The organism is Paenibacillus sp. NAIST15-1 (assembly GCF_001894745.1).
GTDB lineage: Bacteria > Bacillota > Bacilli > Paenibacillales > Paenibacillaceae > Paenibacillus_B > Paenibacillus_B suaedae.
The window spans coordinates 97,611-110,785 of record NZ_BBYF01000010.1 but is presented as its reverse complement, the minus strand read 5'-3'; the positions used below and the strand labels follow the sequence as shown (position 1 = coordinate 110,785).

Sequence of the window (13,175 nt, the reverse complement as noted above, 5' to 3'; positions counted from 1 at the left end):
GGGAGGAAATACAACGTGGAAATAGAACAACAAAAAGAAGCGCCTCGTCATGTAGGCAGACGATTATGGCGCTATGCGTTGAAATATAAAGGTACATTCATACTTGCACTACTCATGTTGGCGCTGGCCGTGGCGGCAGAGCTGTCCGGCCCATTCATCGCCAAGACGATTATCGATAAGCATATCTTGGGGATTGAGAAGCCCTATTATGAAGTTAATACGCTAGCAGAGGGTGCCATCACATACGAAGGACGTACCTTAAAGCGCGAGGATCGTTTTGAGCCTGGCGAGGAGAAAGGCGCCGAAGCACGCATTCTGCAAGTCGGCTCCCAATTCCTATTCGTAAATGGACACATTCCTGAACAAGCAACGGGTGATCGGATATTCAAGGATGGAACCTTGACGATCGGAACGGGCGATAAGGCTTATAGCTCCCCTGCTGTCGTCATGTCTCTGCAAGAGATATTGCATTTCTACGAGCCGGAGATTGCAAGCATCGTGAAGTTGATGGCTCTCTATTTTGGATTGCTTGTTGTGAGTATCTTCATGAGCTTCGGCAAGACACTTGGCTTACAGACGGCTGCGAACCGAGTTATTCGAACACTTCGCGGCGATGTCTATGCCCATGTGCAGCGTCTGCCAATCCCGTACTTCGATAACCTGCCCGCAGGGAAGGTTGTCTCACGTGTAACTAATGATACCGAAGCAGTGAAAGACTTGTTCGTCTCCGTACTGGCGAATTTCACATCCGGGATCATTACGATATCCGGTATTTATGTCGCACTGTTCATCTTGGATGTAAAGTTGGCGCTCGTCTGCATGTTCGTGCTGCCACTTATCGTATTGTGGGTTATTCTGTACCGTAAGTTCGCAACTCGCTACAACAAGATCATTCGTTCGCGACTGAGCTCCATTAACGCCATGATCAACGAATCGATCCAAGGGATGCCTGTCATTCGTGCATTCCGCCGTCAGCGTCACACAATGGATGAATTCAATGCCATGAACGACGAGTATTTTACGTACCAGAATAAGATGTTGAACTTGAATGCATTCACCTCGCACAACTTGGTTAATGTATTGCGCAACATCGCATTTGCGGTTGTCCTCTGGTATTTCGCCGGGGCTTCCTTGAACGGCTCCGGGATCATCACGCTCGGCGTGCTGTATGCATTCACAGATCTGTTGAACCGCTTGTTCCATCCCATTATCGGAATGGTGAACCAACTGGCCAATCTCGATTCATCCATCGTCTCGGCTGGGCGCGTCTTCGAGCTCATGGATGAATATGGCGAAGAGCTCGACGAAGGCTCCATGCCGCGCTATAAGGGGCATGTTGAGTTTGACAGCGTCTCCTTCGCATATAAGGAAGATTACGTCTTGAAGAACATCAATTTCGAGGCGAAGCCAGGACAGACGGTTGCTCTCGTCGGCCATACTGGTTCCGGAAAGAGCTCAATAATGAACTTGCTCTTCCGTTTCTACGACCCGCAAAAAGGGGAAATCCGCATTGACGGTACGCCTATCACGAGCGTTCCGAAGCAATGGATTCGTGAGCATATGGGAATCGTGCTGCAAGATCCGTTCCTCTTCACCGGAACAATCGCCAGTAATGTCAGTCTCGGCGATCCGCGCATTTCGCGCCAACAGGTGGAGGACGCCTTGAAGGCCGTCGGCGCAGATCGAATATTGAAGCAGCTTCCGAACGGTATTGATGAGCCCGTTATCGAGAAGGGAAGCACACTCTCAGCCGGACAGCGTCAGTTGATTTCCTTCGCCCGTGCTCTAGCGTTCCAGCCTTCCATCTTAATCCTGGATGAGGCAACTGCGAACATTGATACGGAGACAGAGGCTCTGATTCAAGAGGCACTCGATGTATTGAAGCGTGGACGTACCACATTCATCATCGCCCACCGCTTATCGACGATTCGCAGTGCGGATGTGATTCTTGTGCTCCATCGTGGTGAGATTGTAGAACAAGGCTCCCATGATGAGCTTATGGAACTGCAAGGACGTTACTATAAGATGTACCAGCTCCAGCAAGGTTCAGTCGCTGCACCTATAGAGCATGCCGCAGCAGTTTCATCCAGTACGAACCTTGGAACGCGTTCGGCTTCTGCTGTCCCTACGACCTAATCGATCATGCTCAATAAGAAGAGCGTTCACTACGTCTGCATAAGCAGACATGGTGAACGCTCTTTCTGATCGATACAATCATTTAACGCAGGGAACACTTATTTTTAATAAAGTGGATTTGATTCTCTACTCGATTGAGTTCCTGCTCCAGATCATAAGACATCCCTCCAATCGCCTTTGAACGAAGCGATTCAAGTTCTGCCTTAAGCTGCGGCAAATCGGTACTTGCCTGAGAGCAGGAATAGTCGCTCTCCAGATTCAGATGATCCATCGTTTTGGCATCCTCCTTGAAAGGCGTTAGACAACAGGAACGGCAATACTTCATAACTGCAATATCGAGGATAAGTCAACATGATTGCTGTATACATGCTTAATTGCTGTTGCAATTACTTGTGTTTGCCTTTTGCATTATTGGCATCTGAAGTACGCGTCGTCGTATTTTGACGGGAATGTCCTTGTTGTTTATGTGCCATTTGTTTACACTCCTTTGTCTTGTACTTTGTCATCTGCTATCCATGAGTTGAGAAGGTCAGCGTTGCACGCAAGTTCATTCCTTCATCCGGAGTACGAGGCATCAGGCATCATATAATGAATGAGTATCCGTCTAGCCTTGCTGCTTCGGAATCTGGTTCAAGCTTGCTGCACGGTGGGCAATCTTGCCGGTCTTTGGAGTTATCTGCTCCTCCATGATGCTGGCATGATTCTGTTGTTGATGAATTCGCTGCGCTTTGTTATGCGGCATATCACTCACCTCCACTTATAGACTTCCCTCTTATCTCACATTTATAACGTCTTAAGGCGATCTAATTCCTGTAGGATCTCTTCAAGTATCTTCAAACATAGCTTGGTACTATCCTCCGAGCACAACCCGATCATCCACGAATTTCTCCCCACGAACACGCTCGAACTCGCGAAGCAAGGAATCTACCGTTAATGTCTGCTTCGACTTCGATGGAATATCAAGCACGATTTTCCCCTTATCCATCATGATAAGGCGATTGCCTAGCCGAATGGCCTGCTCCATGTTGTGTGTCACCATGAGTGTAGTAAGCGCTGATGCTCGCACAATCTCTTCTGTTAGACGAGTAATAAGCTCTGCACGGCCAGGATCAAGGGCTGCCGTATGCTCATCAAGCAGCAAGATACTAGGCTGCGTGAACGTGGCCATCAATAAGCTTAAGGCTTGGCGCTCACCGCCAGATAATAATCCCACCTTAGCGTTCAAGCGATTCTCCAAACCAAGCTTAAGTCTGGACAATTCCTCTTTGAACAAGGTTCGGCGAGCGCGCGTAACACCGAATCCCAGCCCCCGTCTCGTTGCACGGCGCAGGGCAATGGACATATTTTCCTCAATCGTCATATCCGGTGCCGTTCCAGCCATCGGGTCTTGGAACACACGACCGATCCAGCGACTCCGGCGATGTTCTGACATGGATGTTACCTCATGACCATCTAACGAGACGCTACCTACATCAGGTGCAATCACTCCGGAAATAATATTCATTAGGGTCGATTTGCCTGCACCATTGCTGCCAATAACCGTAACGAAGTCGCCAGGTTGTAAATGCAGTTGAATATGAGATAATGCCATCTTCTCATCAGCCGTATTCGCATTAAAAAACTTACTTACTTGATTGACATGCAGCATCTCTATTCACCACCCTTTTGAATCATCTGGATAGCCCGAAGCTTGCTTGCACGACGTTGATTCCATGACTTGCGAATCATCGGTATCGTTAAGGCAATAATAACGATAATTGCTGTGAGCAGCTTCAAATCGGTTGCATTCATTTGCATTCGCAAAGCAATTGCGATAATGACCCGATACAGCACAGCACCTAGCACCACAGCTAGCGTAGCACGCATGATCGTGCGATGGCCAAATATCGCCTCACCGATAATGACAGAGGCCAGCCCCACAACAATCATGCCTACCCCAGATTGGATATCCGCGAACCCTTGGGATTGCGCGACAAGTGCGCCTGATAGAGCAACAAGTGCATTCGAGAGACTGACGCCAAGAATAATCGTATTGTCGGTATGCACACCGAAGCTGCGAATCATCCGCGGGTTGTTCCCCGTCGCGCGCAGTGACAAACCAATTTCCGTACGCAAAAACCAGTCCAGACCAAATTTAATAAGCAGCGCAAATGCTCCCATTACCAAAAGCAGCGTAAGTCCATGCGATAGAGGCGTCAGCAGCGTTTCATTCTGCATCAGGCCAATATTGGCCTTGCCCATAATCCGCAAATTAATGGAATGCAAAGCAATCATCATCAATATGCCAGATAGAAGTGCGTTGATCTTCCCCTTCGTATGAATAAGACCCGTAATCATGCCTGCAATTCCACCACCGAGAAATGCAAGCAGCGTACCAATCCAAGGCGATATGCCCGAAGTTATTGATAATGCAGCGATCGCTGCACCCGTCGTAAAGCTTCCGTCTACCGTTAAATCCGGGAAATCAAGTATGCGAAATGTTAAGTATACCCCTAACGCCATTACAGCATATAACACGCCTAACTCGGCCGATTTCAGCATCGCTAATCCAAATCCATCCACGAGCCATCGCTCCTTCCTCGATTCGTATAAATGAACGAACGGCCCGTATCGAAATCAACCCGAACGACCACTATGATTGCGGTCGCCAAGCCGTTATCGTACAGGCCGTATGTATTACGGCTGCCTGCATACACGTGATGCATATAAGAGCCTCATGGAAACTGTTCGGTAAAGCATGTTGATGCCCTCATTCGCCATGTGCTCGTGCAGCGAAGCAGTGCCTTCCGTCGTTATTGGAACAAGTTCTCTGGCTTGGCCTGCTGCTTCATCGCATCCGATACATCGAATCCTTGAGCAGCTGCTGCCTTCAGGTTCAACGCCAAATCGAGAGATTCAGGAATACGAGCAGAAACATCAGCCGGTTTCTTGCCGTCCTTAAGGATTTCAACAGCCATCTTGCCGGTCGTATAACCTAGATCGAAATATTCGAAGCCGAAGGAAGCAACACCGCCGTTCTTTACTGAGTCTTTCTCTGCAACGAACACCGGAATCTTATTGTCATTGCCCACACCAATAACTGAGTTCAACGCACTTACGACTGTATTATCAGAAGGAACATAAATGGCCTGTACCTTGCCAATAAGCGATTCCGCAGCTTGCTTCACTTCTGAGCTATTCGTTACGGGAGCTTTGACGACCGATAGCCCGAGCTTTGTTAGAGCTTCCTCAGCTTTCTGGACATTGACAACAGTGTTTTGCTCGCCCTCATTTGCGATGATGCCTACTGATGCAATATTTTTGACGTTGTCCTTAATGAACTCCATCAGTTTGGAGATCGCTTCAGGGTGCAGATCTGTCGTTCCTGTCACATTGCCGCCCGGGCTCTCCATGCTCTGTACAAGACCTGCTCCTACAGGATCCGTAACCGCCGTAAACAGCACAGGAATATCCTTCGTCTCCTTCGCTGCAGCTTGAGAAACCGATGTGCCAATCCCTAAAATGAGATCCACTCCGCCCGTCGCGAATTTCTGCGCGATCGTAGCTGCATTTGTCTGATCACCCTGAGCATTCTGATAATCCAGTACTAAGTTCTCTCCTTCGACATAACCATTATCCTTTAATGCTTGAACGAAGCCTTTATAGGCCTCATCGAGGGATGCATGATTGACAACCTGGGTAATGCCAATTTTGACTTTCTTGCCTTCAGCAGAGCCCTTAGCTTCTCCGCTCCCTTCACTAGTGGCATTATTGGCAGATCCACCATTCCCACATGCAGCTGCAAACAGCATCAGAAGCGACATCATTGCAGCCATAACAAGATGACGACGAGATTTCATCATGACCATTCTCCCTTTCACATCATAAATTCTTGTAAACTATCATTTTTTCTTGGTTCACCACAACACTATTGTTGTTAGCAGTGGTCAATTTCAACAAAAAATGATTTATCGCGTAAAAGCATAAAACCACAAAAGCTTAAAAGCATGATCCAAGTAACGCGTTATAGGCATATTGTACCTACATATTCCAACTCGTCAATAATAACGTTTGATAAATATGGCATTTTCTAGTATTTTATTTCATTTTTTTGTGTTTTTCTCTACTTTTTAAATAATCGCTGTCCTACATATAAAACAGCCACCCCTTCAGACATCGTAGTTTGAAAGAGTGGCTGTCATGTATGATTGTTTTCAAATGTATTTCTAAGCATGAAACACAAGCAGAACAAGGTGCATCAGGAAGCCTCGAGACTTATCCGCTTCCTACGATATTCAATTTCAGCAAGAAGCATATCGACAAATGTAGCCTCCAATTGCATACGAACAGCTTCCTGATAAGCTTCTTGTAGTGATTCGTCGGTCAATAACGTGTACATAACGTGTAGATTATACCCCTTTGTTCACGTCTCTGTAATCACGTCTGCGTGCCACGCCATCCGCATAGGCCGCATCTACGACCGCATCACGAACCTTCGGCACAACTTGTGCATTAAAGACGCTCGGAATGATATAAAGTTCATTCAGCTCATCGGCAGGTACAACTTCAGCAATTGCATGTGCCGCTGCCAGCTTCATACGTTCTGTCACCTTGGACGCACGGCAATCCAGCACGCCGCGGAACAGCCCTGGGAAACAGAGAACATTATTGATTTGGTTCGGGTAATCCGAACGACCTGTTGCAATAATGCGAGCAATATCTTCGATTTCGTCCGGATCGATTTCTGGAGTCGGATTGGCCATAGCAAATACGATTGGGTCGGAAGCCATTGTCATGACATCCTCTCTCTTCAATACACCTGGCCCGGATACGCCGATAAATACATCCGCACCTCGGATAACATCACTCAGAGAACCGCTCTCCAAGTTCGGATTTGTCTTCGATGCGTACCGATTCCATGCTTCATTTTCATACACGGTATCGCGTACTAGCGCACCCTGACGATCGACACCAATGATATTCACAACTCCTGCTGTGAGCAGCATCTCCGTGCATGCCATTCCGGCTGCACCTACGCCGCACAGCACAATCTTGCAATCCTCGATCGACTTGCCAACGATGCGCAGCGCATTGAGAATTCCCGCCAGCATGACTACAGATGTACCATGCTGATCATCGTGGAAAATAGGAATATCCAATTTCTCGCTTAATCTCTGCTCAATTTCAAAGCAGCGCGGTGCCGATATGTCTTCCAAGTTAATGCCGCCAAATGCCGGCGCAATCGCTTCAATCGTTCGTATGATTTCTTCCGTGTCCTGCGTATCCAGACAGATCGGGAAAGCATCTACATTGGCAAACTGCTTGAACAGCATTGCCTTCCCTTCCATAACTGGCATTGCTGCCAGTGCTCCAATATTGCCAAGCCCCAGCACTGCCGTTCCATCCGAGATGACGGCAACCGTATCCCGCTTAATCGTCAGCGTATAGGCGCGGTTAGGATCTTCGTGGATGGCCATACATACACGGGCAACACCTGGCGTATACACGCGTGACAGATCGTCACGGTTACGAATCGGTACTTTCGGGGTCATTTCAATCTTACCGCCGAGGTGCATCAGGAATGTCTGATCCGAGACGTTCACGATCGTAACACCCTTCAGCTGCTTCAACCGCTGTACGATGCGATCACCAACACTGCCATCATACACATTGACCGTAACGTCTCGTACTGTAAATGCCGGTGTGCCGCGAATGACGTCTATCGCAACAATATCCCCGCCGCTCTCGCCGATTGCTGCTGCAATCTGAGCAAATGTACATACATGCTTGTCAATTTCCATTCGAATAATAATATTCGTGCTTGAACCTAGTGACTTGGCCATGGCTTGCACTCTCCCCTGAATCAACTGCTTCCTTAACGTTACAGACGTTCCAGTATACTAGCCAACAATGCAGTTCGACGCGGCAACTCATGCAGCCAAATAAATTCCGACGGTGAATGTGCGCCATCTCCGCGCACACCTAATCCATCGAGCGTTGGTGCTCCACATGCTGCTATGAAATTCCCGTCGCTTACACCGCCCGTGCTTGTCTCCTCCAACTCCAAGTTCAATTGTTCTTTCGCTGCTTCTCTAGCTATCTGATACAGCTTCGCAATCGAATCTGTCCGCTCCATAGGGGGACGATTCATGTCTCCAGTCAATCGGAGACGAACATCGGGATGAATTGAAGTAAGTCCATGAATCCTCTCTACAAATCGATTGAAATCTTCCATCGTCCGGACGCGCACATCAATGTCTGCTTCGGCATAATCGGCTACCACATTGGCTCCAATCCCACCGCTTATTTTACCAACGTTCACATGTATGCCGCGTTCTGGGTCCGACATGCGGTGAAGTTGAATAATTTGATGTGCTAACTCTTCGACCGCAGATACGCCCGATTCGGGATTGACACCCGCATGTGCTGCTTGACCCTCAACAGATAGATAGAATCGACCACTACCCTTGCGAGCTGTCTTCAATGCTCCAGTAGGCTCCATCGGCGGCTCTAGCACGAAGGCCGCCTCGCATTCTCTCGCATAGAATTCAATCCATTGTCGCGAAGTTGGACTTCCAATTTCTTCATCACTATTAATTAATAACACAATTGATAGCTGTTCGGGAAGTCTGTTTGTAAATTGTAGAATTTTTATCGCAAATAATGCTTGGATCAAGCTCGCCTTCATATCATATACACCAGGCCCGTAAGCTCGTTTGCTGTCTACGCGGAATGGCCTTCTCTTCGTCTCTCCCGCAGGCCATACGGTATCCGCATGGCCCACGAGCAATATGTTCCTCGAACCGCTGCCTACGCGAACGACGAGTCTATCTCCATATCTATCATTCGGAACTCGTTCTACTACTGCTCCAAGTTCCTTCTTGAAGCAATCCTCATACCAATCTATCATCCGGTCGGTTAACTCTTTATTCGTTGATGGGGAATCCATATTCACACTCTGCTCCAGCAGGGCAAGCATTTCGGGCAGCCACCGTTCCAATTGCTCTATGAATTTCATATCTACTTTACCTGCCTTAATGGGATTGCGAATTGGAGCCGAACAATCGATCCAATCCGTATACCCGTTCTAAGATGAAGATAAATACGAGACTTAGCAATATCATGATGGAAGAAATAGACGCGACAAGCGGTGTTAACGATTCCTGCATATAATTGAAGATAGCCATCGGAAGTGTTGTCGTTGATGGAGATATTAAGAATAAGGATACCGTGACATTATCGAATGACGTCAGAAACGCAAACACCATTCCTGAGAAAATAGCAGGCCGGATAACCGGCAGGGTAATGTCCCAAAACGTGCGAATCGGATTTGCACCTAAAATAGCCGCAGCCCGCTCCAATGTATAATCGAAGGAACTGAGCCCGGTCAGCACAAGTCGTACGACGTATGGAACCGAGATCAAGATATGAGAGAGCAGCAACCCCGTAAAGGTACCGGCAAGTCCGATTCTCGTAAAAAATAGAAGTGCAGATATCCCTATAATCAAGGAAGGTACTGTCAATGGGGACAAGAGCAGCGCGTTGATCGCTCCACTCCCCTTGGGCTTATATTTGTGCAGTGCGAATGCAGCCAGCGTACCAATGATTGTTGCGATTACGGCTGTAATGGATGCCAGCTTCACACTTACCCAAAAAGACTCAATGAACTCTGGACGGTCAAAAATTTTCACATACCACTGCAGCGAAAAGCCCTCTGGTGGAAAGCGAAGTACCCCCGTCGAAGTAAATGAAGTGGGCACGATAATAAGGAGCGGCGATATGACCATTAGAACGACGAGAAACGTAATGATGCCAAGCGGCGAAATTCGAATTCGTCTCGATTCGTTCATCATGACGAGAACACCTCCTTATATCGTTTCGTCTCAACCAATCGTGTAAATAGAGCCACGAGGCCAAGCGTCGAGCCAAGAAGCAAAAAGGCAAGCGCTGCGCCAAGCGACCAATCATAGGCAGCCATCATCTTCTCGTAGGCGATAACCGGCATTACCTTCACAGATGTCCCCCCCATAAGTGCAGGCGTGACAAAGGCACTCATCGCCAAGCTGAACACAAGCGTCGTGCCGGCAAATATGCCAGGCATGCTTAGCGGCAGCGTCACACTGAAGAACATCCGCGAACGGGAAGCACCTAGTATCCCTGCGGCCTTATACAGGGAAGCATCTACTGCATATAGGCTCGTTGCAATCGCAAGTACCATATAGACAATTAATGAATCTGCAAGACCGATAACGACGCCAAGTTCGTTGTACAACAGACGCAGCGGTTTCTCAATTACTCCTAGCGAGATAAGGGTGTTATTAATGAAGCCATTGTCGCCTAAAATGACCACCCAGCCGAAATTCCGGATGACGACGCTAATAAGATGAGGAGAAATAATGAGAAACGTAATGAATCCCCGCATTTTGGGCGTTGCCTGCGCCATATACATGGCTACGGGATAGCCAAGTAGCAGGCACACGATAACTGTGTACAGACTAAGCTTGATTGTCCGCCACAGCACCTCTACATAGTATGGATCTTGAAAAAATAATACATATTGCTCCAGTGTAAATGCACCGGTTCCTCCATCTTCACGAATGCTAATTACGAACATGTACAGCATCGGCAGTACAAATACACCCAGTATCACGATCAGGCTGGGAACAAGCAGCAGTAGAGCTGCCCAAGACTTACTTCCTGCGGGCTTCGCCATATGCTAGCCCTCCTTCCGCGGGAAGACGATGACATCTTGCTCATCCCATGTAAGCTTCACCAGCTGTTCGTCTGACACATGCTGATGACGACGCTGGGAATGAGTTCGCACACTGATCAAACCATCGGCTGTTCGTACAACCATCTCTCCATACGAACCAAGGAAGGACACCAGCGAAACAGCTCCATGCGAGCAATTGGATTCATTCGAGGAATCTCCAGCTTCCGATCGTGCTGCTTCCATTCGAATATGTTCAGGCCGGACATAAGCGAGCACCTGCTCTCCTTCCTTGAACGAGTACCCATTCCGTTCAGCCTTTAGCCTTATTCCTCCTGCTGTACGCAGCTCCCCCCAATGATCGTTTACAGCAACGACAGTAGCTTCGAAGCGATTGGATTTGCCAATAAACTCATGCACGAACGCTGAGGCCGGCTCATGATAGATTTGCTCAGGAGTCCCAATCTGCTCTACAGCTCCGTGATCGAGCACGACAATTCGATCAGAGAGATACATTGCTTCTTCTTGATCATGTGTGACAAATATCGTCGTTACGCCGATTTCCTGCTGCAGACGCTTCATTTCCTCCCGCAATTCCTCTCTTAGCTTCGCATCGAGATTACTAAGCGGTTCATCCAGCAGCAGCAGTGACGGCTCCGTCACAAGTGCCCGTGCGATAGCGATCCGCTGCCGCTGTCCTCCTGACAATTGCTTCGGATATCGATCAATGACATGCGGAAGCTTCACGAGATCAAGCACCTTCTTCACGCGATCCGCCATCTCCGATTTCGATGTCTTTCTCAGCTTCAAGCCGTATGCAACATTTTCTCCGACTGTCATATGCGGAAATAACGAGTACGTCTGAAATACCATGCCGAGATCTCGTTTATTCGCAGGAACACCGCGCATGGATTTGCCTTTGATTCGCAGTTCTCCTCCATCCGGTTCTAAGAAGCCGGCGATCATATTCAACGTCGTCGTCTTCCCACAACCCGAGGGACCGAGGAAAGTAACACACTCTCCCCGTTCCACTCCCAAGTTGAAATTGTCAACGACGACCGTTCCACCGAAGCGCTTATGAACGCCCTGCAATTCTACGTCGTACGTGATCGTCATGAGCATATCCTCCATCCTGATTATCTATAAGTTATTTACCTACGAGAGGCGCTACTTCCTTATTGAACTGATCAAGCCATTGCTTCGTATTGTCACTAATGACACCATAGTCGAATTTCACAATTTTACTTTTATCAAAATCAAGCAGCTTCGCCGTATCCTCAGGCAGCTTCACATCAACAGCCGTGTTGTAATACAACTTCGTCGCGTACAGCGTCTGTACTTCGTCTGTCAGCAGGAAATCGATGAATGCTTTGGCCGCATTAGGATGCTTCGCACCCTTGATTAAGGAAGCGACATTCGGCACGATGTTGGCGCCTTCTTTCGGAATGACGAACTGCAAGTCCACGCCTTGATCCTTCTGTACGATACTTCTTGCCATCGTCCAAGCTGTATATGCCGCCGTGTTATTTTGCAAATTCTGCTGCAGCTGAGCCGCAGTCTTCGCGAATGTCGGCATATAACCTGCGATTGTCTTCAGTTTATCGAAGCCTCCAGCCATGTCCTTCTCAGAACCGCCATTGGCATAAGCAAGCATAATAGTTGCTGAACGGCCGAAGTTGCTCGACATTTCAGTCAGCGTAATATTTCCCTTCATTGCAGGAAGAGCAAGATCATTCCAAGACTCCGGTACAGGCAGTCCCTTCTCCTTCACCAGCTTGACATTGTATGAGATGCCCATTGGGGTATAGTTGACCGTTACGCCGCTGTTTTCATTGATCTTCAGTTGTTCGTCAACTTTGGACATGTTCGGAATCTGTGCAGGATCGAGTGCTTCCCATAGTCCCTTCTCGCGGCCTGCCTCCTGCTCGCCACCTTCAATGACGGCTACATCAATTTGCGGAGATCCCTGCTGCGCCGTGACCTTGGCCACAATATCTGTCGATACGCCCGATACATAGGACAGCTTTACGTCTGGGTATTTTTCATTGAACTTTTTGAAAATTTCGTCCTTCATCAAGGTCTCCACCGTAGCTCCATTCCCGGCGATAACCAATTCACCTTCCACAGACGAACCATTGGAACCGTTTCCATCTTTGCTGCTGGAATTTGAAGATCCGCAAGCAGCCAACAAAGAGCCGATCAAGGTTAAAGTTAATATCAATGATGCCCAGCGACGTGCTTTCATTGTATTCCTCCCCCAAATTTGTTCACTATTCGTGAACAGTGTTTATAATTGGTGAATCTTGGTTTGATTTTAGCATAGGGGCATGGTATGTTCAATATAGAACCA

General features: G+C 48.1%; 14 protein-coding genes. 1 reads left to right on the top strand and 13 read right to left on the bottom strand.

Annotation, left to right across the window (positions count from 1 at the left end):
• Positions 1 to 15: 15 nt before the first annotated feature.
• Positions 16 to 2,136, top strand: a complete 2,121-nt coding sequence (locus PBN151_RS19985; RefSeq protein WP_072730395.1) for an ABC transporter ATP-binding protein — start codon at positions 16 to 18, stop codon at positions 2,134 to 2,136.
• 82 nt (positions 2,137 to 2,218) lie between these two features.
• On the opposite strand, the gene PBN151_RS19980 is transcribed toward PBN151_RS19985, so the two are convergent.
• The 13 genes from PBN151_RS19980 to PBN151_RS19930 form a co-directional block, all read right to left on the bottom strand.
• The gene (locus tag PBN151_RS19980) at positions 2,219 to 2,407 is read right to left on the bottom strand and encodes a hypothetical protein (protein WP_021256963.1); all 189 of its coding nucleotides are present in this window, start codon (positions 2,405 to 2,407) and stop codon (positions 2,219 to 2,221) included.
• Positions 2,408 to 2,740: 333 nt separating this feature from the next.
• Positions 2,741 to 2,878, bottom strand: coding sequence for a hypothetical protein (locus PBN151_RS31420; RefSeq protein ID WP_175560758.1), 138 nt, complete (start codon positions 2,876 to 2,878; stop codon positions 2,741 to 2,743).
• Positions 2,879 to 2,986: 108 nt separating this feature from the next.
• Positions 2,987 to 3,784: an ABC transporter ATP-binding protein gene (locus tag PBN151_RS19975; protein ID WP_065291970.1), complete on the bottom strand. Its 798-nt coding sequence runs from the start codon at positions 3,782 to 3,784 to the stop codon at positions 2,987 to 2,989.
• 2 nt (positions 3,785 to 3,786) lie between these two features.
• Entirely contained in the window at positions 3,787 to 4,698 is a 912-nt protein-coding gene (locus tag PBN151_RS19970; RefSeq protein WP_139295381.1) for an ABC transporter permease, read from the bottom strand.
• Positions 4,680 to 4,841 (bottom strand): hypothetical protein, encoded by a 162-nt coding sequence (locus PBN151_RS31415; RefSeq protein WP_175560757.1) that lies wholly within the window; start codon positions 4,839 to 4,841, stop codon positions 4,680 to 4,682. The genes PBN151_RS19970 and PBN151_RS31415 overlap by 19 nt, the downstream gene beginning before the upstream one ends.
• A gap of 87 nt (positions 4,842 to 4,928) precedes the next feature.
• On the bottom strand, positions 4,929 to 5,975 hold the full coding sequence (locus PBN151_RS19965; RefSeq protein WP_072730476.1) for an ABC transporter substrate-binding protein: 1,047 nt from the start codon (positions 5,973 to 5,975) through the stop codon (positions 4,929 to 4,931).
• A gap of 398 nt (positions 5,976 to 6,373) precedes the next feature.
• Entirely contained in the window at positions 6,374 to 6,514 is a 141-nt protein-coding gene (sda, locus tag PBN151_RS19960) for a sporulation histidine kinase inhibitor Sda (protein ID WP_081677094.1), read from the bottom strand.
• Positions 6,515 to 6,524: 10 nt separating this feature from the next.
• Positions 6,525 to 7,958 carry an NAD-dependent malic enzyme gene (locus tag PBN151_RS19955; RefSeq protein ID WP_021256967.1) on the bottom strand — a complete coding sequence of 478 codons (1,434 nt, stop codon included), beginning with the start codon at positions 7,956 to 7,958 and terminating at the stop codon, positions 6,525 to 6,527.
• A gap of 38 nt (positions 7,959 to 7,996) precedes the next feature.
• A complete protein-coding gene (locus PBN151_RS19950; protein WP_072730394.1) occupies positions 7,997 to 9,133 on the bottom strand; it encodes a M20 family metallopeptidase in 1,137 nt (378 codons plus the stop codon).
• A 16-nt stretch (positions 9,134 to 9,149) separates the two neighbouring features.
• Complete coding sequence (locus PBN151_RS19945) at positions 9,150 to 9,968, bottom strand: ABC transporter permease (protein WP_072730393.1); 819 nt, start codon at positions 9,966 to 9,968, stop codon at positions 9,150 to 9,152.
• Positions 9,965 to 10,828 (bottom strand): ABC transporter permease, encoded by an 864-nt coding sequence (locus PBN151_RS19940; protein ID WP_065291972.1) that lies wholly within the window; start codon positions 10,826 to 10,828, stop codon positions 9,965 to 9,967. The genes PBN151_RS19945 and PBN151_RS19940 overlap by 4 nt, the downstream gene beginning before the upstream one ends.
• Before the next feature lie 3 nt (positions 10,829 to 10,831).
• On the bottom strand, positions 10,832 to 11,941 hold the full coding sequence (locus tag PBN151_RS19935; RefSeq protein WP_072730392.1) for an ABC transporter ATP-binding protein: 1,110 nt from the start codon (positions 11,939 to 11,941) through the stop codon (positions 10,832 to 10,834).
• A gap of 31 nt (positions 11,942 to 11,972) precedes the next feature.
• Positions 11,973 to 13,070 carry an ABC transporter substrate-binding protein gene (locus tag PBN151_RS19930; protein WP_072730391.1) on the bottom strand — a complete coding sequence of 366 codons (1,098 nt, stop codon included), beginning with the start codon at positions 13,068 to 13,070 and terminating at the stop codon, positions 11,973 to 11,975.
• Positions 13,071 to 13,175: the final 105 nt, after the last annotated feature.